Origin of the sequence: Allochromatium palmeri (assembly GCF_009720725.1) — a bacterium.
GTDB lineage: Bacteria > Pseudomonadota > Gammaproteobacteria > Chromatiales > Chromatiaceae > Thermochromatium > Thermochromatium palmeri.
In genome coordinates this window covers 1-24,252 of sequence record NZ_WNKT01000035.1, presented here as the reverse complement: position 1 = coordinate 24,252, position 24,252 = coordinate 1, and the positions used below count along the sequence as shown (strand labels likewise).

General features: G+C 64.2%; 22 protein-coding genes, 1 tRNA gene and 1 pseudogene. 14 read left to right on the top strand and 10 right to left on the bottom strand.

Translation table 11 applies throughout. The features are described 5' to 3' along the window. Positions 1 to 102: 102 nt before the first annotated feature. Positions 103 to 1,410 (bottom strand): isocitrate lyase, encoded by a 1,308-nt coding sequence (gene aceA, locus GJ668_RS14410; RefSeq protein WP_155450837.1) that lies wholly within the window; start codon positions 1,408 to 1,410, stop codon positions 103 to 105. A gap of 335 nt (positions 1,411 to 1,745) precedes the next feature. Here aceA and pdxH point away from each other — a divergent pair, with 335 nt between their 5' ends. The 5 genes from pdxH to GJ668_RS14385 all read left to right on the top strand — a co-directional run bounded on the left by pdxH (position 1,746) and on the right by GJ668_RS14385 (position 5,159). Further along, positions 1,746 to 2,390 carry a pyridoxamine 5'-phosphate oxidase gene (gene pdxH / locus GJ668_RS14405; RefSeq protein ID WP_155450836.1) on the top strand — a complete coding sequence of 215 codons (645 nt, stop codon included), beginning with the start codon at positions 1,746 to 1,748 and terminating at the stop codon, positions 2,388 to 2,390. 151 nt (positions 2,391 to 2,541) lie between these two features. Next, positions 2,542 to 2,618 (top strand) — tRNA-Arg (locus GJ668_RS14400). Positions 2,619 to 2,855: 237 nt separating this feature from the next. Beyond that, positions 2,856 to 3,290, top strand: coding sequence for a helix-turn-helix domain-containing protein (locus tag GJ668_RS14395; protein WP_155450835.1), 435 nt, complete (start codon positions 2,856 to 2,858; stop codon positions 3,288 to 3,290). A gap of 44 nt (positions 3,291 to 3,334) precedes the next feature. Then, complete coding sequence (locus tag GJ668_RS14390) at positions 3,335 to 4,324, top strand: type IV toxin-antitoxin system AbiEi family antitoxin (RefSeq protein WP_186343120.1); 990 nt, start codon at positions 3,335 to 3,337, stop codon at positions 4,322 to 4,324. Continuing rightward, positions 4,305 to 5,159 carry a hypothetical protein gene (locus GJ668_RS14385; RefSeq protein ID WP_155450833.1) on the top strand — a complete coding sequence of 285 codons (855 nt, stop codon included), beginning with the start codon at positions 4,305 to 4,307 and terminating at the stop codon, positions 5,157 to 5,159. Before GJ668_RS14390 ends, GJ668_RS14385 begins: the two co-directional genes overlap by 20 nt. Before the next feature lie 8 nt (positions 5,160 to 5,167). Here the strand turns inward: GJ668_RS14385 and GJ668_RS14380 are convergent, their stop codons facing one another. Then, a complete protein-coding gene (locus GJ668_RS14380; RefSeq protein WP_155450832.1) occupies positions 5,168 to 5,476 on the bottom strand; it encodes a hypothetical protein in 309 nt (102 codons plus the stop codon). A 218-nt stretch (positions 5,477 to 5,694) separates the two neighbouring features. Between GJ668_RS14380 and fabI the strand changes: the two genes are divergently transcribed. The 5 genes and pseudogenes from fabI to GJ668_RS14355 form a co-directional block, all read left to right on the top strand. Then, the gene (fabI, locus tag GJ668_RS14375) at positions 5,695 to 6,471 is read left to right on the top strand and encodes an enoyl-ACP reductase FabI (protein WP_155450831.1); all 777 of its coding nucleotides are present in this window, start codon (positions 5,695 to 5,697) and stop codon (positions 6,469 to 6,471) included. Positions 6,472 to 6,475: 4 nt separating this feature from the next. Next, positions 6,476 to 7,891: a bifunctional enoyl-CoA hydratase/phosphate acetyltransferase gene (locus GJ668_RS14370; RefSeq protein WP_155450830.1), complete on the top strand. Its 1,416-nt coding sequence runs from the start codon at positions 6,476 to 6,478 to the stop codon at positions 7,889 to 7,891. Next, on the top strand, positions 7,888 to 9,090 hold the full coding sequence (locus GJ668_RS14365) for an acetate/propionate family kinase (RefSeq protein ID WP_155450829.1): 1,203 nt from the start codon (positions 7,888 to 7,890) through the stop codon (positions 9,088 to 9,090). The genes GJ668_RS14370 and GJ668_RS14365 overlap by 4 nt, the downstream gene beginning before the upstream one ends. A 182-nt stretch (positions 9,091 to 9,272) precedes the next feature. Next, positions 9,273 to 10,094, top strand: coding sequence for an EAL domain-containing protein (locus GJ668_RS14360; RefSeq protein WP_155450828.1), 822 nt, complete (start codon positions 9,273 to 9,275; stop codon positions 10,092 to 10,094). A gap of 1 nt (position 10,095) precedes the next feature. Then, positions 10,096 to 10,626: pseudogene (locus tag GJ668_RS14355) on the top strand (RBBP9/YdeN family alpha/beta hydrolase); the annotation flags it as partial. A 95-nt stretch (positions 10,627 to 10,721) separates the two neighbouring features. Here GJ668_RS14355 and GJ668_RS21115 read toward each other — a convergent pair. Then, positions 10,722 to 10,901, bottom strand: a complete 180-nt coding sequence (locus GJ668_RS21115; protein ID WP_425482498.1) for a transposase — start codon at positions 10,899 to 10,901, stop codon at positions 10,722 to 10,724. 125 nt (positions 10,902 to 11,026) lie between these two features. Here GJ668_RS21115 and GJ668_RS14345 point away from each other — a divergent pair, with 125 nt between their 5' ends. Then, on the top strand, positions 11,027 to 11,332 hold the full coding sequence (locus tag GJ668_RS14345) for a hypothetical protein (RefSeq protein WP_155450827.1): 306 nt from the start codon (positions 11,027 to 11,029) through the stop codon (positions 11,330 to 11,332). Here the strand turns inward: GJ668_RS14345 and GJ668_RS14340 are convergent. The 3 genes from GJ668_RS14340 to GJ668_RS14330 all read right to left on the bottom strand — a co-directional run bounded on the left by GJ668_RS14340 (position 11,322) and on the right by GJ668_RS14330 (position 16,338). Beyond that, positions 11,322 to 13,439 (bottom strand): PKD domain-containing protein, encoded by a 2,118-nt coding sequence (locus tag GJ668_RS14340; RefSeq protein ID WP_155450826.1) that lies wholly within the window; start codon positions 13,437 to 13,439, stop codon positions 11,322 to 11,324. The genes GJ668_RS14345 and GJ668_RS14340 overlap by 11 nt on opposite strands. A gap of 56 nt (positions 13,440 to 13,495) precedes the next feature. Beyond that, positions 13,496 to 15,220 (bottom strand): nickel-dependent hydrogenase large subunit, encoded by a 1,725-nt coding sequence (locus GJ668_RS14335; RefSeq protein WP_155450825.1) that lies wholly within the window; start codon positions 15,218 to 15,220, stop codon positions 13,496 to 13,498. 107 nt (positions 15,221 to 15,327) lie between these two features. Then, positions 15,328 to 16,338, bottom strand: a complete 1,011-nt coding sequence (locus GJ668_RS14330; protein ID WP_155450824.1) for a hydrogenase small subunit — start codon at positions 16,336 to 16,338, stop codon at positions 15,328 to 15,330. A 399-nt stretch (positions 16,339 to 16,737) separates the two neighbouring features. Between GJ668_RS14330 and GJ668_RS14325 the strand changes: the two genes are divergently transcribed. Both GJ668_RS14325 and GJ668_RS14320 read left to right on the top strand, forming a co-directional pair. Next, entirely contained in the window at positions 16,738 to 19,164 is a 2,427-nt protein-coding gene (locus tag GJ668_RS14325; protein WP_155450823.1) for a heavy metal translocating P-type ATPase, read from the top strand. Between the two features lie 239 nt (positions 19,165 to 19,403). Next, entirely contained in the window at positions 19,404 to 20,567 is a 1,164-nt protein-coding gene (locus GJ668_RS14320; RefSeq protein WP_246194907.1) for a Fic family protein, read from the top strand. 61 nt (positions 20,568 to 20,628) lie between these two features. Here the strand turns inward: GJ668_RS14320 and GJ668_RS14315 are convergent, their stop codons facing one another. After that, entirely contained in the window at positions 20,629 to 21,954 is a 1,326-nt protein-coding gene (locus tag GJ668_RS14315) for a cobyrinic acid a,c-diamide synthase CobB (RefSeq protein WP_155450821.1), read from the bottom strand. Positions 21,955 to 22,000: 46 nt separating this feature from the next. Here GJ668_RS14315 and GJ668_RS14310 point away from each other — a divergent pair, with 46 nt between their 5' ends. After that, on the top strand, positions 22,001 to 22,369 hold the full coding sequence (locus tag GJ668_RS14310) for a cobalamin biosynthesis protein (RefSeq protein WP_343032225.1): 369 nt from the start codon (positions 22,001 to 22,003) through the stop codon (positions 22,367 to 22,369). Here the strand turns inward: GJ668_RS14310 and GJ668_RS14305 are convergent. From GJ668_RS14305 to GJ668_RS14295, 3 genes are all read right to left on the bottom strand, one after another. Beyond that, positions 22,360 to 23,151, bottom strand: coding sequence for a nuclease-related domain-containing protein (locus tag GJ668_RS14305; RefSeq protein WP_155450819.1), 792 nt, complete (start codon positions 23,149 to 23,151; stop codon positions 22,360 to 22,362). The two genes, GJ668_RS14310 and GJ668_RS14305, sit on opposite strands and share 10 nt — an antisense overlap. Then, a complete protein-coding gene (locus tag GJ668_RS14300; RefSeq protein ID WP_246194905.1) occupies positions 23,151 to 23,906 on the bottom strand; it encodes a phosphodiester glycosidase family protein in 756 nt (251 codons plus the stop codon). Before GJ668_RS14300 ends, GJ668_RS14305 begins: the two co-directional genes overlap by 1 nt. 52 nt (positions 23,907 to 23,958) lie before the next feature. After that, on the bottom strand, positions 23,959 to 24,252 hold a 294-nt coding region (locus tag GJ668_RS14295; protein ID WP_186343029.1), incomplete at its 5' end, for a transposase.

The following is a 24,252-nucleotide window of genomic DNA, read 5'->3' as shown; positions in this document are numbered from 1 at the left end:
CAGCGACGCACGCAAAAACGCGCGAGGATTTCCACCCTCGCGCGTTTTCGTTGATCGACTCCTGACTCGGCCCGGATCAGACCAGGCCGCTCAGACCGCGACTCAGTGGAACTGTTCTTCCTCGGTCGAGCCGGTCAGCGCCGTGACGGACGATTGACCGCCCTGGATGACCGTGGTCACGTCGTCGAAGTAACCGGCGCCCACCTCCTGCTGATGCGAGACGAAGGTATAGCCCTTGTCGCGCGCGGCGAACTCCGGCCCCTGGACCTTCTCGACATAGTGGCGCATACCCTCGCCACGCGCATAGTCATAGGCCAGATCGAACATGTTGTACCACATGCTGTGAATGCCGGCGAGCGTGATGAACTGGTACTTGTAGCCCATGTCGGCCAGCTCGTCCTGGAAGCGCGCGATGCTGCGATCATCCAGATTCTTCTTCCAGTTGAACGACGGCGAACAGTTGTAGGCCAGCAGCTTGTTGGGGTTCTCACCGAGCACCGCCTGCGCGAACTCACGCGCGAAGCCGAGATCCGGCGTGCCGGTCTCACACCACACCAGATCGGCATAGGGCGCATAGGCCAGACCACGACTGATGGCCTGCTCCAGACCATTCTTGACCCGGTAGAAGCCCTCGTCGGTACGCTCACCGATGACGAAAGGACGGTCGTTGTCGTCGACATCGCTGGTGAGCAGGTTGGCGGCTTCAGCGTCGGTGCGCGCCAGCAGCAACGTCGGCACACCCATGACGTCGGCGGCCAGACGCGCCGCGATCAGCTTCTGCACCGCCTCGCGCGTGGGCACCAGCACCTTGCCGCCCATGTGACCGCACTTCTTGACCGCCGCGAGCTGATCCTCGAAATGGACACCGGCGGCGCCATTGGCGATCATGTTCTTCATTAGCTCGAAGGCGTTGAGCACGCCGCCGAAACCGGCCTCGGCATCGGCGACGATCGGCAGGAAGTAATCGACGTAACCTTCGTCGCCCGGACCGATGCCGCGCGACCACTGGATCTCGTCGGCACGCTTGAAGCTGTTGTTGATGCGCCGCACCATGGTCGGCACCGAGTCATAGGCGTAGAGCGACTGGTCAGGGTACATGGTCTCGGAGGTGTTGCCATCGGCGGCGACCTGCCAGCCCGAGAGATAGATGGCCTCGATGCCGGCCTTGGCCTGCTGCATCGCCTGACCACCGGTGATGGCTCCCATGCAGTTGACATAGCCCTTCCTGGACTCGCCACGGACCCGCTTCCAGAGCTTCTCGGCGCCGAGCTTGGCATAGGTGTGCTCAGGCTGGACAGAGCCACGCAGACGTACTACGTCGGCGGCGCTGTAGCCGCGTTTGACATCGGTCCAGCGTGGATTCTCGGCCCAGTCCTGTTCGATAGCCTGGATCTGATCTTGGCGGTTCATTTGGCGCGATTCCTCAGTGGTTGTCTGACATTGAAGACTGCCCTTGTCCGGATCGTCATGATTCATCGTGGCGTTCCGCGATCGAGATTTAGGGTCGACCGGGAGTTTGGACAAGGCTATGTTTGACCGTGATGCTGGGTCTTGACCTTTAAACCTACCGAGACTGTCAGCATTTGACGAGTCAATTATCCTAATTTTCTTTATTTGGATTGATAATTCTCAATGAAGAATTTCGGTACTATTTCTGTGTGCTTCGACTCGCCCGGCGATCGAGCGCGCGTTGAACTCATGTCCAGCGTCAGCCAATGCGGCGCCAGCCAGCATCCGGAGGGGCTATGAATGCCAACCCGGAGGTTCTGAGACGCGAGCTGATGGCGCATGGTCTCGCGCGTTCCGAGCTCGATCGCGATCCGATCCGGCAGTTTCAGCGTTGGTATGAACTGGCCATCGCGACCGATCTGCCAGAACCGAACGGTCTGACGCTCTGCACTGTCGACGCGCAGGGTCAGCCCTCGGCACGCACCGTGCTACTCAAACTCTACGACGCGCGCGGCTTCGTCTTTTTCACCAACTACGAGAGCCGCAAATCGCGCGAGATCGAGGTCAACCCACAGGTGGCCATGCTGTTTCCCTGGGTGGCTCTGGCACGACAGATCCAGATCAGGGGACGTGCCGAACGGATCTCAACGGCTGAGTCACTGGCCTATTTCACGACTCGTCCGCGCGGCAGTCAGATCGGCGCCTGGGCCTCGCCCCAGAGCCAGGTCATCGGCACGCGCTCGCTGCTGGAGATGAAGGTCGCTGAGATGGCGCGTCGTTTCTCGCAGGGTGAGATTCCCCTGCCCGATTTCTGGGGCGGCTATCGGGTCGTGCCGAACATGATCGAGTTCTGGCAGGGGCGTGAGAGTCGGCTGCACGATCGCTTCCGCTATGTCAGGCAGGATGGCGAGGCGTGGTCGATCGAGCGGCTGGCGCCTTGAGGTTCGTCCGCTGCCGGATTGGCTCTGCGAAAAAATTAGCGCCTGGATGTTGACAGGCTCAGGCGCTTTATGAATAATACGCGTCTCGGTTGTTCGAGATCAAAAAATCAGCCATCACTGATTAGATATCGACAAACCGCTACATCAAAAAGCGCCCGTAGCTCAGCTGGATAGAGTACCTGGCTACGAACCAGGTGGTCGGGAGTTCGAATCTCTCCGGGCGCGCCATTATACCAAAGGGTTAGGTGATTTTTTCACCTAGCCCTTTTTCATTTCCGACAACTCCGTCATGCGGCGGACCTGACGACTCCGAGAACAGGAGTCTCAGCGCGACTGCGATCTACCACTTTTTCCGCCGCTCTCAGCAACTCGCCGATCTCCGGTGCCGAGTAGTGCGTCGTGATGTCTCCGTCCGAGTGCCCCATCAAACATAGTGTTCGCCACGGCAAGGCGCGACCGGGGATCATGCAGCGCCTGAAGATCATGGATCGCATCGGCTTTCTGCACAGTCGCCAATGGCTGGAAAGCATCTTGCCCGAGCAACTGAGCGAGCGCATTCGCCGTTCCAGCCATGCGCTGGCCCAGCGACAGGCGAATGCCCGTCAGCGTCCGCAACCCACTCCCACACCGGATGGCGAACTCATTGACCTGGTCCAGTCAGCCTGTGGATTCAGAACGGATACGGAGCTGGCGGACTTCCTCGGGGTGGCACGCAACACCATCTCCAACGTGCGGGCCGGTCGCGCCAGCCTGGGGCCTCGCCCACGTTTGCGGATATGGCCCGAAACAACGCCGATCAGGGGTGAGTTCAGACGCCCGAGAAGGGCGTGTCCAGATCTTCGTGGACGTGACGCCTTGCATGCCGGCCTCATTGCGTCTAATTTCTCGCAATATCCATGAAACATGGACACGACATATCCGTGGACACGCTGGCATCATCGGACATGGAACTGATCGAAGGGGCGGTTGCGCAACTCGCTCGGTTCGACATCACGGCGAACCTCGACGCCCGCGAGCGGCTGGACCGCGCGGACGCCCGCTTGCGCCTGCACTGGAGCGGCGGTTCGGCACTGTACCGCGTCGCAGCGAAGCGCGGTTTGCGACCAGCGACACTTGGCGCGATCGCGCTACGGCTCAAGGAACTCGGCCCCGACGCCCTGCTGGTCACCGATCATGTGTCCCCGCCCTTGGCTGAGCGACTGCGGAACCTCGGTCTCCAATTTATCGACAGCGCCGGCAACGCCTTCCTGACCCGCCCTGCCCTGCTGATTTGGGTCAAGGGTGAGCGTCCGCCGGAACGCCTTCACCCATCGGCGCCCAGTCGAGCCTTCAAGGCCAGCGGACTGCGGGTGTTGTTTGCCTTGCTGGCGGTGCCGGGATTGGCGGGCCAGCCCTATCGAACCATTGCCGATCAAGCCGGCGTCGCGCACGGCACGGTCGGCTGGGTGATGGCTGAGCTGACTCAGCTCGGTTTCCTCGCCGAGATCGGCGGCCAGCGCCGGCTACTCCAACCCGAGCGTCTGCTGCGCCAGTGGGTGGAGGCGTATGCCCGGACTCTGAGGCCAAAACTGCGATTGCGCCTCTTCCAGGCTCCAACACTCAGCTGGTGGCACGAACTCGATTTCGCGCAGGACGGACTGGTTCTTGGCGGAGAGGCCGCCGCCGCCAGAATCACCGGCATCATCGAGCCGCAAACCGTGACACTCTACGGAACCAAGGCCGCGTCATTGCGGTTCATGACCAAGCAACCCATGCGATCCGCCCCGGATGGCAATGTCGAGATCCTCAGCAAATTCTGGGGTTTCGAGTCGGCCCCGCCGGAGTTGGCCCCGCCGTTGCTGATCTACGCCGATCTCTTGGCGACCGGCGACGCGCGCTGTCTCGAAGCAGCCCAGGACATGGAGGGACGACTCCTTGATCGATTTTCAGGATAAGGACGATCTGCGTGCCCTCGGCGACATCGTCAGAGACATCCGCGACCACTCCGCCGGGGTCAATTTCATGCTGGTTGGGGCAGCGGCAAGGGATCTGTTGCTCCAGCACTATCACGGCGTCGAGCCGCCGCGTAAAACAACCGATGTGGATTTCGCCTTCGCGGTATCCGATTGGCCAGCCTACATGGCGTTGACTAAGCGGCTGATCGAAAGCGGATGCTTCAAGCCGGACGAGCGGGCTCAACACCGTCTCCGCAATCGAATTGGAACCGTCGTCGACATCCTGCCGTTCGGCGGTGTCGAGTCTCCCGAGGCCCAGATCGTCTGGCCGCCACCGGACGAAACCGTGATGTCCGTGATCGGCTATACCGAAGCCAACGCGGTAACAGCGACCGTCATGCTGCCGGGGACCGTGCCGCTTGCGGTCATCACGATCCCCATGTTGGCGCTACTCAAGCTGTTTGCCTGGGAAGATCGTCATTGGGCGCAGCCACGCAAAGATGCCAGCGATCTGTTGTTCGTGCTCGACCATGCGTTTCGGATGGCTGGACTTGAGCGGTTGCTCGACATCGCGCCGGCGCTGTTCGATCTGGATGACTTCGATTCCGACCTGGCCGGTGCCTGGTTGATCGGATGTCAGGCGCGCACGGTCATCGATCAACACAGTCAACGCGCTCAGGCGATCGTCACCAGAGCCAGCATGATCGTCGCGCGTGAAACCGATCCGAACGGCCCGCTCTGTTTGATCGGAGAGGTCGAGGCGCGGAATCCGGAACGGGCGAGACGCACGTTGGGCGCCTTTGGTCACGGGCTGACACGCGTTCGAGCACTTTGAGCCATCGATCAGGTCGCCAAGTCCGGGGAACGGCGCATGCTGGCGAATGCCGCATGCAGGTAGACATATAACATCGAGACCACGCGCTTGGCCCCGCGTTTTCTGGCGCTGGTCAGGATCGCTCGGATACCGACGGAATCGATGTCCGTCACCCGCTTACCCTTCAAGATCGGTCGCGCATCCTTGTCGAGTAGTCGACTGATCTCGCGGCGGGTCGTTTCATTATCGACCGAGGCCGATTTCCTTATCAGATTTTCTTGGTTCGTGTCTCTGGCCTCCTGAGTCAAGCTAGTCGGCAGTCCCTGTGCTGATTCCATTCGACACCGAATCCTGGTCACCTTCAAGGCGGGCGGCCTGCGAACGACAGCCGACACGCGCCGTCATACCTCGGCCCAGCCATTCATACATCCGACGCCTGTCACCCCAGATCCTAGTGAGATCCGCTGCCACAGACACTTGAAAACGTGCTGCACCGCAACAATTCATTGGGGACCGAATGGTCTTAATCAACCCATTTCCCGCATCGAGAGCCTCTATGTCGACATCTCCCTTCTCGCTCCACGGCAAGACCGGCATCGTCACCGGACTGGCCAATGCCGACAGCATTGCCTACGGCTGCGCACGCGCCATGCATCAGGCCGGGGCCGAGCTGCTGCTCACCTACGGCAACGCCAAGGCCGATAAATATGTACTGCCGCTGGCGGCCGAACTCAGCGATTCCGAAGCACTCCTGTGCGACGTCCAGGACGACGCCCAGGTCGCCGCCCTCTTCGAGCGCGCCGCGACCCGCTGGGGCAAGATCGACTTCTTGATCCACTCGATGGCCTTCGCCCTCAAGGATGACCTGCACGGGCGGGTCGTGGACTGCTCGCGCGAGGGCTTTGCGCTGGCGATGGACATCTCCTGCCATTCCTTCATACGGCTGGCCCGGCACGCCGAGCCGCTGCTGAAGGACGGCGGCACCCTGATCACCCTGTCCTACTACGGCGCCGAAAAGGTGGTCGACAACTACAACTTCATGGGGCCGGTCAAGGCCGCCCTGGAGGCATCGGTGCGCTACATGGCCACCGAACTCGGCCCACAGGGCATCCGTGTCCACGCCATCTCGCCGGGGCCGATCAAGACCCGTGCCGCCTCCGGCATCGCCGACTTCGACCAGCTGCTGGCGAGCGCCGAGAGCCGTGCGCCGCTGCGGCGGCTGGCGACCATCGACGACGTCGGACACACTGCCGTGTTCCTCGCCTCTGAGGCCGGCAGCGGCTTGAGCGGTGGCACGACCTATGTCGATGCCGGCGTCAACGTGAGGGCCTGAACCCATGGTCACGGACAACCATCACGAAAAGACCTTCATCGAGAACCGGACCTTCGATGAACTCGCGGTCGGGGACAGCGCGACCATCGAACGCCGACTGACCATGGACGACATCAAGCTGTTCGCGGTGATGTCGGGCGACGTCAATCCGGCCCATGTCGACGAGGACTTCGCTAAGAGCAGCCGCTTCCAGGAGATCATCGCCCACGGCATGTGGGGTGGTGCGCTCATCTCCACCGTGCTCGGTACCGAGATGCCCGGCCCCGGCACCATCTATCTGGGCCAGACCCTGCGTTTCCGCGCCCCGGTCGGGCTGGGCGATGTGCTCAAGGTCACGGTCCAGGTGCGCGAAAAGGACGACGAGAAAAAGCGCGTCACCTTCGACTGTTTCTGCACCAATCAGGATGGCCGCCATGTGATCGAGGGCGTGGCCGATGTGCTGGCACCGACTGAAAAAATCCGCCGTGCACGCACCGTCCTGCCGCGGGTGCGCCTGGCCGAACGGGCCCAGCTCCACGAGCTGCTCGACGCCGCGACCCAGCCCGAACCCGTGGCGATGGCGGTGGCGCATCCGGTCGATGCACAGTCCCTGCAGGGGGCCTTCGAGTCGGCCCAGGCCGGACTCATCGTCCCGGTGCTGGTGGGACCGGAAGCGCGCATCCGGCAGGCGGCCGATGAGGCCGAGGTGAATATCAGCGCGTTCCAGATCGTCGATGTACCCCACAGCCACGCGGCGGCCGAACAGGCGGTGGCGCTCGCCCGCAGTGGCGCGGTGAGCGCCATCATGAAGGGTTCATTGCACTCCGACGAACTGCTGCGCGAGGTGGTGCGCCGCAACTCGGGACTGCGCACCGAGCGGCGTATCAGCCATGTCAGCGCCTTCGACGTGCCGACCTATCCGCGTCCGCTCTTGATCACCGACGCCGGCATCAACATCGATCCGACCCTGGAGGAAAAGATCGACATCGTGCAGAACGCCATTGATCTGGCGCATGCGATCGGTATCGCTCAACCCAGGGTCGCCATCCTCTCGGCCGTCGAAACCGTCAATCCCCGCATCCGCTCGACGGTCGAGGCCGCCGCGCTGTGCAAGATGGCCGAGCGCGGCCAGATCAGCGGTGCCCGGCTCGATGGTCCGCTGGCCTTCGACAATGCCGTCTCTGAGGCGGCGGCAGCCGCCAAGGGGATCGTCTCCGAGGTCGCCGGGCGCGCCGACATCCTGGTCGCGCCGGATCTGGAAGCGGCCAATATGCTGGTCAAGCAGCTCACCTATCTGGCCGATGCCACCGGCGCCGGTCTGGTGGTCGGGGCACGGGTGCCCATCGTGCTGACCAGTCGCGCCGATGACGCCATCACCCGTCTGGCCTCCTGCGCCCTGGCGCTGCTGCTGGCGCAATACCAGTTGAAGAAGGGTCCATGAGCGGCGAGTTGCTGGTCATCAATAACGGGTCGTCGAGCCTCAAGTTTGCCGTCTTCACGCCGGGCGCCGAGGCCGAACCGGACGCCCTCGCCCTGCGCGCCCGGGGGCATTTCTCCGGCCTCGGCGGTGCCCGACCCCATCTGCTGATCCGCGATGGGGCCGGCGCCACCCTGACCGACGAGGCGCTTGCGACCGATAGGGTCTTCGACCAGGCCGCTGCGCTGCAACGGCTGCTCGCCTGGCTGGAGGGACAGGCCGGTTTCGAGCGGATCGCGGCCGTCGGTCATCGCGTGGTGCATGGCGGACGCGATTATCGTCAGCCGGTGCGGCTCGATGCCCCGACCCTGACCCGACTCGAAGCCCTGACCCCGCTGGCGCCCCTGCATCAGCCCCACAGTCTGGCGCCAGCGCGTCTGCTGGCGTCGCTGCGTCCCGAACTGCCGCAGGTCGCCTGCTTCGACACCAGCTTCCATAGCGGCCAGTCCTGGGTTGCGCAGGCTTACGCGCTGCCGCAGCGACTGAGCGAGTCCGGCATCGTCCGCTATGGCTTCCACGGCCTGTCCTACGAGTACGTCAGCCGGCGTCTGGCCCGGCAGCTCGGGCGTGCCGAGACCGGACGGGTGGTGATGGCCCATCTGGGCAATGGGGCCAGTCTGTGCGCCACGCGCGATGGGGCCAGTATCGCCTCCAGCATGGGCTTCACTACCCTGGACGGGCTACCGATGGGGACGCGCTGCGGCTATCTGGATCCGGGCGTGGTGCTGCATCTGCTGCAACAGGAGGGACTGACGCCGGAACAGGTCGCGCGGCTGCTCTATCACGAATCCGGCCTGCTCGGCGTCTCCGGACTCAGTGCCGACATGCGCGTGCTGCTCGACAGCCGCGAGGACGGCGCGCGCGCGGCGATCGAACTCTTCGTGCATCGTCTGGTGCGCGAGATCGGGGCGCTGGCGGCGGTGCTAGGCGGACTCGATCATCTGGTGTTCACTGCCGGCATCGGCGAGCACGCCGCGCCGATCCGCGCGGCGGTCGCGGCCGGGTGCGCCTGGCTCGGCCTGGAGCTGGACCCGGCCGCCAATGCGACCCATTCCACCCGGATCAGCACCGAGGCCAGTCGGGTCGGTGCCTGGATCATCCCAACCGACGAGGAGCGCATGATCGCGCATCACACCCGTTGCCTTTGCATGGATCCTGACTGATCCATCCCTTCGGCGCGCGGCGATCTCTTCCGCCGCGCGCCTTTTTTTATTCTCAAATCGTATAAAAAAAGCATTTCATATTCTTTTACGTCACCTTCCGGCGGCGCTATCGTCCATCCCTCGAATCATCCCGATCCGCCCTGTGGCGGTTCCCCAGGCGCATTCATCGAGGGAGGCCGGCCATGCCGCTGACCACTGTTGTCGACTATCTCAACGACCGCTTGCATCAACTGCACCCGACCGCGCGCTTGCGCGAGCAGGCGGGCTTCCGCTACCGCCAGGGCCGACTCAGCGCGGGTATCGCGGGCTTTCGACTGACACCCCATCAGGTGCCCGTGGTGCGGACCGGCGATGGCGCGGTGGCGGCCTACAGCGCACAGCTGCGGGTCGAGAGCAGTCGCGGGCACCCAATGAAACCGGAGGCGCTCTACGTCCATGCCTGGGACGCCGCAGACGTACTCTTCCTCGATCGTTTTCTGCGCACCTTCCATGCCCTGCATCATCTGAGCGAGGACCGTGATGCCGACGCCTGGCTGGTGCTCGGGGTGCATCTGCGCCATCTCAGCGCCCTGTCCGAACAGCATGGCCAGGTGTTCCAGGAATTGCTCCACCGCCTTGGACTCGAACCCAATCAGGTCGTGCTGCGCCTGAACGGCCGCGCGCTCCAGCAGGATCCGCATGTGCAAGCGGCGGCGCGCAGCTTCGTGCGTCACGGCTATCGGCTGCTGGCGACCCGATCGGCGCTCGATGACACGGACTGGACTGGACTGCGCGAACTCGGTGTGAGTTGGGTCGCGACCGACGTGCCGCCCTACATCTGGCGTCACGATCAGGAGGGGGTGTTGGACTGGAGCCGTCAGGCCCAGGGCCACAGCATCGGTCTCTGGGTCGAGCGCATCGATACGCCCGAGGCCCTGGAGCGCGCCCAGGCGCTGGGGGCCGAGCTGGTCGAGGGCGAATTGTTTCACGCGGTCGCGAACCTGCGCGTCCGGGAGGCGTCCTGACATGCACCAGACCACGCTCATCCTCCCCGGCTATCACGGCAGCGGTCCGGCGCACTGGCAGACCTGGATGCAGGAGCGGCTGCCCGGCGCGCGTCGCGTTTCGGGCATCGACTGGGAATCGCCCATCCTGAGCCGCTGGACCGAGGCGGCGCGGCGTTCGATCCTCGACGCGCCCGACCCGGTGTGGCTGGTCGCGCACAGCTTCGGCTGCCTCACGGCGGTGAGCGCCGGGGTCGGACTGGCCGGGCGCATCGCCGGTGCGCTGCTGGTGGCCCCGGCCGACCCGCAACGCTTCTCGTCGCACGGCGTGCGTACCGGGACACGGCGCAACAGCCGGCGCTCGCTGGCCGCCGATCTGCCGTTCACGCCCCTGCCCTTCCCCAGCCTGGTGGTGGCCAGCCGCAACGATCCCTGGATGCGTCTGGAGACGGTCGAGCACTGGGCCGGACTCTGGGGCAGCACGGTGATCGACATCGGCGAGGCCGGACACATCAATGTCGACTCGGGATTCGGTCCCTGGCCGCAGGGCTTGGCGCTGCTGCGCGCCCTGCAGTCCGGTCGGTTCCAGCGGCTGGACAATGTACGGGAAACGATTGGGGAAGCGATGGGGTACTCTAACGGATATTCTCAGCCAAGGCTGCCGCGACTTATTGAGAAGTTACTACAGTCTCTGAGTCCACAGTGTTCAGCCACCAGGCGCACCAGCGACTCCGAGCAATGGATGTTGAGGTTATCCATGATCAGATGCCAGGCCGTGTGTGGACCACGCTCGGCCAGCATCGTGGCCAACCAGGTGGCAAAATCCACTTCGGTGCGCGTGGGGCCGAGGTGGTAGGAGACGCGACCGGTGACCACATCGAAGTAGGCGATCTCCGGGTCTCGATGCCCTGCTTGGCCCGCTCGGGGGCCAGGCGGTAGGTCTCGCAGACATCATGACACTTCTCATCGAACTGTTCATCGCGCGGCGTGTTGAGCCAACCACGCACATGATGAGGCTTGATGTCGACCTCACGCAGGAAGCGCCCAACGGAGTCGGCGGAAATCGACGTCACGATCCCGCGTTCAATGGCTTCGGCGGCCAACTCCGCGTGTGTCCAGCGCACCAGTTCGCGCTCACCGCGACGCGCCGGCTGGCTCTCAAGCTCCTTGACAAGTCGCTGGCGCACCTCGCGGGCGAGGAACAACGGATAGCTCCTTCGCGGCACATAATCACACGGGACGCAACAACTATGGATTAATCCGTGCTGTGAAGCGCCCGCCCGCCTGTACCTGAAAGCCAGGTTGCAAGTAAATGCGTGTTCCAGCCTCGAATACGACTTGTCCGGTCGATGTAATAATAAATCGCGAACCGGCTGCAATCGTGTCACAAGCTCTAAAATCTCGACTAACATCGACGGTTTGGCTGTTCAAATTCAGTGTGCTCTCATGCGGACAGGTGGAAGGCTGATCATCGTCATCTCGATCGTCGTCATCATCGTCTTCCGGCGCCCGATGACACTCCAGACAGCCGACGATGTCGCCCTTGGCATAGTGCTTAAGCTTTGAGCCATCGGGCTGACGATCTTTCGAGGGCCAGACGCGGGCGGCAAAGGTCGTGGACGCGGCGGTTCCCCGGAGGTCGTCACCATGGCAGGTCCGGCAGAAATCAGAGCGACGCTTCCAGTCGTCCTCGTGTCCTTCCTCGATATAGCGAGTGCTGATGGCATGCGCGGTAAAGTCGTCCTCGCCGGATTGCTCCTCGACCCTAATCCATCGCGTGGCGGGCTCCGGGCAGGGTAGACCGGCGCTGTCGGTGACCACGAAGCTAACCTGGTAGCTGCCGGCCTGGTTAAAGGTCACCGCGCCTGGATCCTCGGCACCGGAAGCGGAGGCAGCCCCGTCGAAGCTCCAGGCGTAGGTCAAGGGCAGGTTGCCGTCGGGATCCGCTCCTGTCCCGGCGAAGTCAAGGGCTTCGCCCTCACTGATCGTCCTATTGTCGGCCGGGGCGTCGATGGCACAGCTTGGCGCCTGATTCTGGGCTAGATTCTCGACCAGGAAGCTGGCGTTGGTCGTCTGAGTCCTCGCACTCCGCTCGCCGTCATCGTCTTGCTCGCGGCTGTAGCTCCGATCACTGTCATCATCCCGATCATCGTCGTCGTCGTCATCACCAGTCCTTTGGCCACTCAGGTCGACCTCAACACGGATCGAGTGCCAACCGTTGTCGAGGGCTCGGGTGTCGAAGGGTTGCCCGCCATCCACCAAGTCCCAAGGCGCCCGGGAAAGGCTGCGGTAAAGGCTTTCGTCGAGGTAATAGCGAACCCCCATGGTGCCCGAAACATCAGGGATGAAGACATAGATATCGCCGGAGACGGTGAGTCCGTCGAGCGGCTCGGCGGGGTCGTGCGAGGGATCCCGACTGATGAGCAGCCCGAGGTCCGAGACAGGGAAATTCTCGCCAAAACAGTCCCGACCGTTGCATTCCTCGTCGCTCTCATCCATGGCCCAGTCACAGTCGTTGTCGACACGGTCGTCGCAGATCTCGATGGCGCCGGGATTGATGCTCGAGTCGGTATCGTCACAATCCTCGGGGCCGCAAATCCCGCCGTCCGGGCTGTAGCCATCGCCATCGTTGTCGAGACAGGCCGCAGAGCAGGAGGCATCCAGGCCGTCGCAGTTGTTGTCGATGCCGTCCCCGCAGATCTCGACGACGCCAGGGTTCACGGCTGGATCGCTGTCGTTGCAATCCAGCGGGCCGCAGTTGACACCGCTGGCATAGTAGCCATCGCCGTCAGCATCCGCACCGGCGCATGCCGCCTGAACACTGATGGTCCTGGTCGCCGGGGTCGGATCCGAGAGCGCGCCGTCAGAGACCGTCAGGGTGGTGGTATAGATCCCTGCATTCGGATAAGACACCACATGGGGGCCGGCGCCGGTCGCAGTGGAGACGCCGAAGTTCCAGCTATAGGTCAGTGGGGAGTCGCCATCCGGATCCGAGCCCGTACCTTGGAAGATCAGGGTGCCGCCAACCGCAATCTGCTGGTTGGAGGCCGGGTTCGTGATGGTGCCGTTAGGGACGCGATTAGCTACAGGGCCGGTGCAGAAGGGGCTGAAATTGCCGCTCCCATACCAATCCCAGGTGCTGCCCTTGGGAGTCGAGTAACTCGAGTTCACGTGGCAGAGCAGACAGCCTTGAGTCGCAAATGGGGTAGATCCGTCCAAGTTTTGGCAATAAGTGTCGACGGCTGGACCGTAGTTGTTAGCGCTTCTGGCCACCGCTGGTCCGGATCCAGAGCACACTGAGAGCAGCACCATCAGGACCGCCCACGAAGGTTTCTTGATCGAATGGGGCATCTTTAAATGAGGCATATCGAGTCTCGAAAATAGTCAAAGCACAAGACCACGCCGACCATGCCGGACGCGGTTCAGGTAACCGTGACCCGCATCAGCGACTCTCCATCCGGATCCACCAGATGCACCGCGCAAGCGAGACAGGGGTCGAAGCTGTGGATGGTGCGCAGGATCTCGAGCGGCTGTTGAACGTCGTGGATACGATGCCCCCGCAGCGCGGCCTCATAAGGCCCCTCCTGTCCCTGGGCATCCCGCGGCCCTGCGTTCCAGGTGCTGGGGACCACCGCTTGGTAATTGGCGATGCGCCCGTCCTCGATTACGACCCAGTGAGCCAGAGCGCCGCGTGGGGCCTCGGTGTAACCGGCGCCCTGAGCACTGGTCGGCCAAGTGTCTGGATAGAAGAACTCGTCGTTGTGGGTGCGCCTGTCTCCCGCCTGGAGGTTGCTCAGCAGTTGGTCGTACCAGACCGACATCTTGTCGGCGAGCAGCTTGGTCTCCAGGGTGCGGGCGGCGATGCGTCCGAGGGTTGAGAAGAGCGCGCCCTGAGGCAGCTTGAGTTGCGAGAGCGTTCCGTCCACCAGTGCCTGGGTCTCGGCGTGCCCGGAGGCATAGAGCATGAGCACCCGCGCTAGGGGACCGACTTCCATCGGTTTGCCCTTCCAGCGCGGCGACTTGAGCCAGGAATACGCCTGATCCATCGCGAGGTTGTCGTAGGGCGGCTGGGGCCCCGTGTAATTGGGATGCGTCTCGCCCGCATAGGGGTGCAGCGGTTGCTCCTGGCCGCCGCTGTAGTTGTACCAAGAGTGACTGACGTACTCCTGCACTTGAGTCTCGTCGTCCAGATCCACCGGATGGATGTTGGAAAGATCCCGGTTGAGAATGACCCCACGGGGGACGAAGAGCCGGCTCGTGTCGTCGGCTCCGAAGAAGGGGTCAGGGAACTCACCGTAGGTCATGAAGTTCCCAACACCCTCACCGCGCCTGGCCCAATCCTTGTAGTAGCGCGCGATGGCCAGGGTATCCGGGACATAGACCTCATCGACGAAGCGACGCATGTCCGCAATGACCTCCACGACCAAAGCGCGGCCCTGAGCATCCAGGGCGGTCGCGCCTGACTCGCCGTCCAGCGCGCAGGGGGCGCCGCCAACGATGAAGTTCGGGTGCGGGTTCTTGCCGCCGAAGAGCGCATGCAGCCGAGACGCCTTGCGCTGCCAGTCGAGGGCTTCGAGATAGTGGGCGAAGGCCAGAAGGTTCAGCTCCGGGGGAAGCTTGTACTCGGGATGCCCCCAATAGCCGTTGGCGAAGATACCGAGCTGACCGCTGCCGACGAATCCGCTCAGGCGCTCTTTCACATCCGCGAAGTATGACCGCGACGAATTGTGCCAGGGGCTCAGGCACTTCTGCAGATCCGAGGTCGCCTCCGGGTCGGCGTCCAGGGCCGAGACCACGTCCACCCAGTCCAGGGCGTGCAGGTGGTAGAAGTGCATGACATGATCGTGGACGAACTGGGCGCCGATCATCAGGTTGCGGATCAACTCCGCGTTGGGCGGAATGGGGTAGGCCAGGGCGTTTTCCACTGCCCGCACCGAGGCGATCCCGTGGACCAGGGTACAGACCCCGCAGATACGCTGAGCGATGGCCCAGGCATCGCGCGGGTCGCGACCGATGAGGACATTTTCGATCCCACGCAGCATGGTGCCGGAGCTTGCGGCACGGGAAATGATTCCGTTCTCGGTCTCCGCCTCGATACGCAGATGACCCTCGATGCGCGTGACCGGGTCGACGACGATAGTGCTCATGGATTCTCTCCGTTCGATGACGACCGCCCAGCGCCTTGCGCCTGGCGGGCACGCGCGCCCGTGGACGCAATCGGGCGGCGCGGTTGGAAGTCAGGAGCCCCGTCGACTCAGGGGCGGATGTCGGGGTAGAAGCAGCTTCCAGTGAATCCGCTGCCGTCCGCCGCCAGGGCACGATCCCAGAACGCGGCCTCGGAGCAGCCGAGACACCCGTGACCTGAGTGCATCGGAAAGCTGGTATTGAGATTCCAGCGCACCGTTGGGCAGGCGTTGTAGGTCTCCGGTCCCTTGCAGCCCAGCAGGTAGAGGCAGTACCCCTTTTGCGCTCCCTCATCGTCGAAGGCCAAGGCGAACTCGCCATTTTGGTAGTGCGAGAGACGCGGGCATTGATCATGCACCGTCTTGCCGTAGTAGGCCCGAGGGCGATTCTGATCGTCCAGCTCGGGCAATGACCCGTAGGCGAGGAAGTAAGCGATGGTGCCGGAAATCACGTCCGGGACCGGCGGGCAGCCCGACACGTTGACGAGGGGGAGTGACGGAATGGTGCCGGCATCCATCAAATCGCCGACACTGCTTGCCCCGCTCTGATTCAGGCGGGGCGCAGTGACCGCAGCGGCGGCTGGAATACCGCCATAAGCGGCGCAGGTTCCAACCGCGATCACCAGGGCGGCCCCTTCCATGGTCTCGCGGAGCATCTCCAGGTTGGTGACACCGGCGATCGTCGACCAGACCCCGCCGTCTGCCGTGGGTATGGATCCATCGACCACGAGGACATAGCTTCCGTAGTTGGCCGCCATGGCGTCGCGTCGCGCCTGCTCGGCCGCCGCTCCAGAGGCCGCCTGCAGGGTGTGATGATAGTCCAGCGAGAGGTGATCCAGGATCAGCGCCTCCACCGTCGGCGTGCCGGAGCGGGTCAAGGATTCGGTGCAACCGGTGCATTCTTGAAAGGACAACCAGATGACGCTCGGTCGCCTGGCTGTCGCAAGATTGGCGGCCAGTTGTCGCGCCGCCTCGGTGGGCAGGGCGAGCGCCGAGGCGGTCGTGGCGCAAAAAGCCAGGAAGGATCTGCGCGATACACCTCGGCGCGTGAGGAATTCGGTAAAGGTTTCGTCGCAGCTCATCTAGCGTGCCTCCTCATGGATTTAGGGGGGCCGCAGAAAGGCAGACTCCTCGCGCATCGCGGCCGAGCGGCGCTTCCAGCATGCTGCAAACGCAGCAAAGTCCATGATAATTATCAATCCTTGTCCCGCCAGACAATTATCGTGATAAAAAACTTGCTTTAGCTAGACGGAGTTCGCATTTCGTAGTTATTTATCAATTTCTTGCCGCTTCCCGCGTGTCAGGCCAAATCTGTCGAGCACTGAGCCGCCTCGGCAGCGAGCCACTAGGAGCACGGCGCCTGTCGCGCGAGATGTCGCTGGGTCAAGCGGATATCACCTTAATGCATCGCGTCTTAAGAAAACCTTAAGGCAAGCGGGTGATGATGTCGCTGAGGTGCGTCGATGATTGGAGTGAGATTGATGACTCAAGAACTGCGAATCGGTGTCGGTGGCCTGAACTGCGCGTCCTGTGTGGCGCGGGTCGAGCGTGTCATCGTCAATCATCCCGGCGTGGAGTCAGCCGAGGTCAACCTGGCCTCGGGGCTGGCCCTGGTGCGTTTCGAGCAGACCTCGGTGCCCGAGCTGCTGGAAGCGGTGCGTGCGGCCGGCTATACGCCCGTGACCGAGTCGGTCACGCTCGGCGTCGGCGGGTTGAAATGCGCCTCGTGCGTGTCGGGCGTCGAACGTCGGCTGCGATCACTGCCGGGCGTGCTGGAGGCCAACGTCAACCTGAGCACCGAGTCGGCCAACGTCGTCTATCTGCCGGCCACGGTGAGCCGCGAGCGCCTCGCCCAGACCATCCGTGCGGCGGGCTACGAGGCGCGCCTGCCTGATCAGCCGCAGGAGAGCGACGAGACCCGGCAGGCACGTGAACTCGGCCGGCTCAAGCGCGATCTGCTGTTCGCCGCCGCCCTGAGTCTGCCGCTGCTGCTCATCAGCATGGGGCCGATGCTCCTGCCCGGACTGCACGCCCTCATGGAGCGGCTGGCGCCCATGACGGTCTGGCATTGGCTGCAACTGCTGTTGGCCACGCCGGTCGTGTTCTGGTCGGGTCGGCGTTTCTTCAGCCGGGGGGTGAAGGAGCTCACGCAGTTCAGTCCGGGCATGGACAGCCTGGTGATGCTCGGCAGTGGCGCGGCCTACGGCTATTCGCTGCTGGTCCTGACCCGGCCCCAGCTCTTTCCCGCCGGGACCGCACATCTTTACTTCGAGGCCGCCGCCGTCATCGTCACCCTGATCCTGTTCGGGCGTTATCTGGAGGCGATCGCCAAGGGCCGCACCTCACAGGCGATCCGGCGTCTGCTCCATCTCCAGCCGCCGACCGCGCGCCTGCTCGAGGCCGAGGGCGAGACTGAGATTCCGGCTGAAGCCGTGGTGCCGGGCGATGTGCTGCTGGTGCGTCCGGGCGAGCGCCTCCCGGTCGACGGCACCCTGATTGAGGGCGTGAGCCATGTCGACGAGTCCATGATCAGTGGCGAGCCGGTTCCGGTGCGCAAGGAACCGGGGGACGCGGTCATCGGTGGCACGCTCAACCAGACCGGCGCCTTCCGCTATCGTGCCACGCATGTCGGCGCTGACTCGGTGCTGGCGCGTATCGTCCAGCTCGTGCAGGAAGCGCAGTCCGGCAAACCACCGATCCAGCGTCTGGCCGACCGCATCGCAGCGGTGTTCGTGCCGATCGTCATGGGGATCGCGGTCCTGACCTTCGGCGTCTGGCTGTGGCTGGGACCGGAGCCGGCGCTCAATCAAGCCTTCGTCGCCGCCGTCAGTGTGCTGCTGATCGCCTGTCCCTGCGCCATGGGGCTGGCGACTCCGACCGCGATCCTGGTCGCCAGTGGACGCGGTGCCAGTCTGGGCCTGCTGTTTCGGCAGGGCGCGGCGCTGGAGACGCTGGCGCGGGTCGATACGGTGGTGTTCGACAAAACCGGCACCCTGACTGAAGGGCGACCCGCGCTGACCGTGCTGACGGCCTTCGATCTGGATGAGAATGCCGCGCTGGCGCTGGCCGCCTCGGTCGAGCAGCACAGCGAGCATCCGCTCGGCGCGGCCATCGTCGCGGCGGCGCGGGCGCGTGGTCTGAGTCTGACTGAACCCAGCGAGGTCGAGGCGCATCCCGGACTCGGCATCCGCGCTCGTGTCGATGGTCAGATGATCGTCGTGGGTGCGCGGCGCTGGCTGGAGCAGCTTGGGGTGGATCTGGAACCGGCGAGCGTGAGCGGTGAGAACTCAACGGCGACCCTCATCCATATCGCCGTCGATGGCCGGCTGATCGCGGTACTGGGCGTATCCGACCCCATCAAACCCGGCAGCCGTGAGGCCATCGGGCGACTGGCCGCACAGGGTCTGGACGTCGCCCTGCTGACCGGCGACGGACGCCCCACTGCCGAGTCGGTCGCGCGCGAACTCGGCATCGGGCGCGTGCTGGCCGAGGTCATGCCCGCCGACAAGTCCGCCGAGATCGCGCGTCTGCAAGCCGAAGGACGGCGCGTGGCCTTCGTCGGCGACGGCATCAACGATGCGCCGGCGCTCGCTCAGGCCGATGTCGGCATCGCCATCGGCACCGGGACCGACATTGCGATCGAGTCCGGCAGTGTGGTCCTGATGCGTGGCGACCCGCGCGGCGTGGCCGATGCGGTGGCACTAGCGCGGCTGACACTGCGCACCATCCGGCTCAACTTCGTCTGGGCCTATGGCTACAACGTTGCGCTCATTCCGCTCGCCGCCGGGGTGTTCTGGCCCTTCACCGGCTGGCAGCTCGATCCCATGTTCGCCGCCGGCGCTATGAGTCTATCGAGCCTGTTTGTCGTCACCAACAGTCTGCGACTGCGCACAGCGCTGTCAGGCTGAGAACAGCGCCGTTGCAGTCGGCCCTGGATCGAATCGCCACTGACATAGACGGCTGCCGCTGCTGTGATGCTCAGCGGCCGGATAGCGACGGGGCGGCTGATCGAAGCGGACATGGTACAGGACTCAATCATGCTAGAATCTAAGCACAAGATATTGATATATAAATTTTCATATCAATGAATAAAGCGGATGAAAAAGCGGACGTCATTACTCTGGACAGGGGTGAGTCCCCAGTCTCGATGGAACCGTTGCTGTTGCGCGAAGGTGCCAGGCGTCGCGGCGAGATCCTGGACCGAACGGTTGAACTCGCCCAAAAAGCCGCCGGCCTTCGGCGTGCTTTGCCGGAGAGACTGCTCTCGTCGCTGGCCACGCTCGTGCGTTCCATGAACTGCTACTACAGCAACCTGATCGAGGGTCATAATACACACCCAGTCGATGTCGAGCGAGCGCTCAGGGAGGATTACAGCCGCGATCCCGAAACGCGCGACTTACAGCGTGAGGCACGCGCGCATGTCGCCGTTCAGCAGTGGATCGATGAAGGAGGACTGCGAGAACGCACACTCACGTCCGAGGGAATACGAGAAATCCACCGCCGGTTCTGCATGGAACTGCCGGAGGAGCTGCTTTGGACTCGGGATCTGGATGGCGAGACGCGCGTCCGGGTCGAACCGGGGCGATGGCGTGATCGGGACGTGCGCGTCGGTCGCCATCTCGCGGTCAGTCCCGGTGCCGTGCCCCGATTCCTGGATCGCTTCACCCATGTCTACACCAATCTGGGACGCGCCGACACCATCCTGGCCGCGGCCTGTGCACATCACCGTTTGCTGTGGATCCATCCCTTCATCGACGGCAATGGCCGAGTCGCCCGCCTGATGTCCCATGCGGTGCTGGTCGAAGCACTCGACAGCGGCGCGCTCTGGTCCGTGGCGCGGGGTCTGGCGCGCCATGTCGAGACCTACAAACAGCATCTCGCGGCTTGCGACCTGCCGCGACGCAATGATCTCGATGGCCGGGGACATCTGAGCGAAGAGGCCCTAGCCGATTTCGCGGTGTTCTTCCTCGATCTCTGCATCGATCAGGTGGAGTTCATGGACGGCTTGATCCAGCCCGAGAGACTGCGCGAGCGCATCCAGCTCTGGGCGCGGGACGCGATACAGCTCGGTCGTTTGCCACCCAAGGCCGGTCTGGTGCTCGACGCGCTGCTTTATCGCGGCACCCTGCCGCGCGGCGAGATGCCCGGCCTCGTGGGCACGGGGGAGCGGCAGGCGAGACGGGTCGTCTCCGCGCTGATCGACACGGGCGTCGTGACGGCCCAAACGAGTCGCGCCCCACTGATACTGGCGTTTCCCGCGCATCTGGCCGGTCGGTGGTTGCCGGGTTTGTTCCCGGAGCCGTCTACCTGATTCACAACGCGCCAAAAAAGCGAGTCGCATGAGATACTTGGTCATGCGTCATTCGTCATTCTCAATGCTGATCAATAAACAGCGCTGCCGCCGCCCGAGGCGCGGACGGAAAATAGAGGTGCAGATAGCTAGCCTGGAGCGATCCCAGTCGATAGACGGGTTCGCCCGGCTGCCCGTCACGCTGGCGTTGGCTGAAGGCGACCGGCGCCACCGGCGTCTCCATGGTCGAATGATGGAAGCTGTGACCGCGCAGACAGCCGAGCGGCGTGTCGAGCGACTGCATCCCGAGTCCGGCCAAACGCGCCTGCATCTGGGCATGTCCCGGCAGCAGTCCGGCCAGATCCGCGCCCTGCCCCGTCTTGTCGGTCAGATGCTCCAGCAGATAGAGCATCCCGCCGCATTCGGCATAGAGCGGACGACCGGCGTCGACATGGGCGCGCAGGGCGCGCTTCATCGCATGATTGGCCGCAAGCGCCTGAAGATGCAGCTCGGGATAACCGCCGGGCAGATAGACGGCATCCGCGTCGACGCCCGAATCGACCAGCGGTGAGAAGAAACTCAGCTCCGCCCCCAACGCTTCGAGCAGACGCAGATTGTCGGCATAGAGGAAGGAGAAGGCCGCATCGCGCGCGACGGCGATCCGACACCCGGCGAGCCAGGGTTGCAGCGGTTCGGACGCGGACCCGGATTCGGACACGAACGGCGGCGCAAAGGTCACGATTTCAGGCATCTCCGCCAGCGCCAGCCCAGCAAGCCGATCAGCCGCCGCATCGAGCCGACGGTCGAGATCAGCGATCTCTGCGGCCTGGACCAAGCCCAAATGACGGCTCGGCAACGCCGCCTCGCTCAGACGCGGAATCGCCCCCAGATAGCGCACCGACTCCGGCAGCCCTGCGGCGACCATCTCGGCATGTCGCTCGCTGCCGACCTGATTGGCCGCAATCCCGGCAAAGCGCAGCGACGGCCGATAGCTCGCCAGCCCCAGCGCCAGCGCGCCGAAGGTCTGACCCATGCCGCGCGCATCGATCAACGCCGCCACCGGCAGCCCGAAGGTCTCGGCCAGATCCGCGCCCGAGGGTGAGCCGTCGAACAGCCCCATGGCGCCCTCGACCAGGATCAGATCCGCCTCGCCCGCCGCCTCATAGAGCTTGCGCCGACACAGCGCCTCGCCCACCATCCACAGATCCAACGGCCCGACCTCCGCGCCGCTCGCGCGTGCCAGAATCATCGGATCGAGAAAATCCGGCCCGGTCTTGAACACCTGCACCCGTCGTCCGAGTCGGCGATGATGACGGGCGAGCGCCGCGACCACCGTGGTCTTGCCCTGACCGGACGAGCAGGCGGTGAGAAAGAGCGCGGGACAATGACGAACATTAGGGTCTGACATGGTTAGCGATGAAGGTCTATCGGAGAGAATCGAGGTTGCGATCGGCGTGGGGTGTCAGCGAGGCATCGCACGGCTAACCCTGGAGTGTGCCATCGACACAGCCCTGAGTCCGCTCGGCGCGGTGGTAGTGCGCTGTCTGGCCAGTCATGTGCGCAAATCCGCTGAACCCGCCCTGCTGGAGCTGGCACAAATACGCGGCTGGCCGCTTCGGTTCTATTCGCCCGAGGCACTGGCCGGGGTCGCGGTCCCGACGCCATCGGCGCGCGTGGCCGGCGAGGTCGGAACCCCGAGCGTCGCGGAAGCCGCCGCGCGGCTCGCGGCCGATGGCGGTGAGTTGCTGGTCGCCAAGCAGCGCCATCAGGGCATTGATGGCACGTCCGTAACCGTAGCGGTGGCGCACTGGCGTCAGCGCTGAGCGTCCAATCTCAGCGACTCAGGCCAGGCGCGGCTCAGCCATTCGCTGAGCGCGGAACCGCTCAAGCCGTGACTGACCTGTCTGATCGGCTCCGGCAAGCCGGCAGACGACTGCCATAACCCGAGCGCCGACACAGCCGCCAGGACGAAACAGGCACCCGCCGCCGCCAGACGCCGATCCCAGCCATGACGCGCACGCAGTCCACGTCGGTGCGCGCGACGGGCCTTGGCATCCTGACGCACTGCCTGCTGCACGCGCGTCCAGGCGTGGCGCAAGCGTGCCGACACCCGGCCGCGACGCCAGGGAGCCAGGTCGGCCTTCAGCGTCGCCAGTTGCGACACGCCGTCTGGATGTCCGTTCGGGAAATGCGCTGAATCCGTGAAGACTACCCGCTCCAGGATCGGCACGCCGAGCTCCAGCGCCTCGACAGCCTTGAGGTGCGCATAGTTCTGGCGGCATGGGTTCTGGAACAGTCGGCGCCGGCCATCGCGCTGCTGAACCCACTGCCGGTCTTCGGGCTTGCCCAGGATGGTGCCGCGATAGTGCTTGGTCTCGATCACCAGCAGCCCCTTGGGCGTGAGAGCGATATGGTCGATCTGAGTCAGACCGCCGCGCGCCGTGGGCAGGATCACGTCATGGACGACCGCTGGAAACAACTGTTCCAGGGCGGCTCCAACCTGGCGCTCGCCGTCCTGACCAGAGCGGTGCATGGCGCGGGTGCGACGCCACAGCACCACGCCCAGCCCCACCAGCACGACTGGAATCAACCACAGTAGTTCCATCAACGCGCCCGTACTCCAACGAGAGTGCGCACCGGACGGCGTGCGCGCACTTGGATCGGTGCCTGCCCGGCGCCGGGATCGAACAAAAAACCGGTCGAGGTGCCGCCGTCGAGATTGAGTGCGCGCTCCACCGCCCAGGGCGCGAGCGCGCCGGGCGTGGACAGCGCCTCGGCCAGTTCGGCGAGCGTCAAGCCGTCGCGCGTAGCGCCCAGAACCCAGTGACGGCGCCAGTCGGTGGCGATGAAGGTGCGGCGACTGACATCGTTCGTCGAGAGTCCGCGCACCGCTCGACCATGCTCGACCAGATAGGGGCCGGACTGCACCAGAGCGTCGATCCCTGTGCGTAGCTGAAAGCGCACGCGACGCTCCAGATGGATACCGCGCGCGTCGCCATAGAGCACGCCGCTCAGGAGCTTGGCCGTCTCGAAGCGGTTGAGCCGCGTGCCCTCGGCGATGACCAGCCCGAGCGGCTGACCGTCGGCATGGAAGAAGCCGCCATTGACCGCCGCCAGTAGACCGGCGGCACGCATGTGCTCCGGCCAGGCCGAGGCCGGCGCCAGCTCCGCCCCCAGATCGAGCACAGCAAGCCGATAGCGGCGTGAGTCGAACAGCGCCAGATGGGCTCGGACGGTGCGGCCCGTCGACGACTCCAGGGTGCGTTCATGATGGCTGATGGGGGCTTCGGGCGCGGGCCAGGGTTCGCCTGTCTGCGGACGCCAGTCGGCTTGGGCCGGACTCGACCAAGCATCGAACATCAGCCAAAACACAAGCAAGCTGAGCAACATGGCGCGAGCAACTAAACCTCGACTAGGCCGGGATGCGTAATTTCTCTTCCTCTGGATCGAGCGTAGTTTTGGTCCAGAGTCGGTCAGCGATGGCGAAGGGATCGGCATTGATGGTGTGAACAAAGTGGTTGACCCGTTGAACCAATTCCTCGGCCGTGGCGTGACAATGATGGTAGGTGACCTCCTCGCGTAACCATCGCCACAGCGCTTCCACCGGCATGAAGTCTGGACTATAGGCAGGCAACGGTTGGAGGGTGATCGACAGCTCCTGAGCGAGCTCGCGCACGGCCCCGGCGCGATGATAGGAGGCGCCATC

Coding starts and splice junctions, on each gene's coding strand:
- GJ668_RS14315 (WP_155450821.1), bottom strand. CDS start 21,954: ATGTCAGACCCTAATGTTCGTCATTGTCCCGCGCTCTTTCTCACCGCC.
- fabI (WP_155450831.1), top strand. CDS start 5,695: ATGTCGACATCTCCCTTCTCGCTCCACGGCAAGACCGGCATCGTCACC.
- GJ668_RS14340 (WP_155450826.1), bottom strand. CDS start 13,439: ATGCCTCATTTAAAGATGCCCCATTCGATCAAGAAACCTTCGTGGGCG.
- GJ668_RS14305 (WP_155450819.1), bottom strand. CDS start 23,151: ATGGAACTACTGTGGTTGATTCCAGTCGTGCTGGTGGGGCTGGGCGTG.
- GJ668_RS14330 (WP_155450824.1), bottom strand. CDS start 16,338: ATGAGCTGCGACGAAACCTTTACCGAATTCCTCACGCGCCGAGGTGTA.
- GJ668_RS14380 (WP_155450832.1), bottom strand. CDS start 5,476: ATGGAATCAGCACAGGGACTGCCGACTAGCTTGACTCAGGAGGCCAGA.
- GJ668_RS14325 (WP_155450823.1), top strand. CDS start 16,738: ATGACTCAAGAACTGCGAATCGGTGTCGGTGGCCTGAACTGCGCGTCC.
- GJ668_RS14365 (WP_155450829.1), top strand. CDS start 7,888: ATGAGCGGCGAGTTGCTGGTCATCAATAACGGGTCGTCGAGCCTCAAG.
- GJ668_RS14345 (WP_155450827.1), top strand. CDS start 11,027: ATGACACTTCTCATCGAACTGTTCATCGCGCGGCGTGTTGAGCCAACC.
- GJ668_RS14395 (WP_155450835.1), top strand. CDS start 2,856: ATGCAGCGCCTGAAGATCATGGATCGCATCGGCTTTCTGCACAGTCGC.
- GJ668_RS14300 (WP_246194905.1), bottom strand. CDS start 23,906: ATGTTCGATGCTTGGTCGAGTCCGGCCCAAGCCGACTGGCGTCCGCAG.
- GJ668_RS14370 (WP_155450830.1), top strand. CDS start 6,476: ATGGTCACGGACAACCATCACGAAAAGACCTTCATCGAGAACCGGACC.
- GJ668_RS14320 (WP_246194907.1), top strand. CDS start 19,404: ATGGAACCGTTGCTGTTGCGCGAAGGTGCCAGGCGTCGCGGCGAGATC.
- GJ668_RS14390 (WP_186343120.1), top strand. CDS start 3,335: ATGGAACTGATCGAAGGGGCGGTTGCGCAACTCGCTCGGTTCGACATC.
- pdxH (WP_155450836.1), top strand. CDS start 1,746: ATGAATGCCAACCCGGAGGTTCTGAGACGCGAGCTGATGGCGCATGGT.
- aceA (WP_155450837.1), bottom strand. CDS start 1,410: ATGAACCGCCAAGATCAGATCCAGGCTATCGAACAGGACTGGGCCGAG.
- GJ668_RS14335 (WP_155450825.1), bottom strand. CDS start 15,220: ATGAGCACTATCGTCGTCGACCCGGTCACGCGCATCGAGGGTCATCTG.
- GJ668_RS14360 (WP_155450828.1), top strand. CDS start 9,273: ATGCCGCTGACCACTGTTGTCGACTATCTCAACGACCGCTTGCATCAA.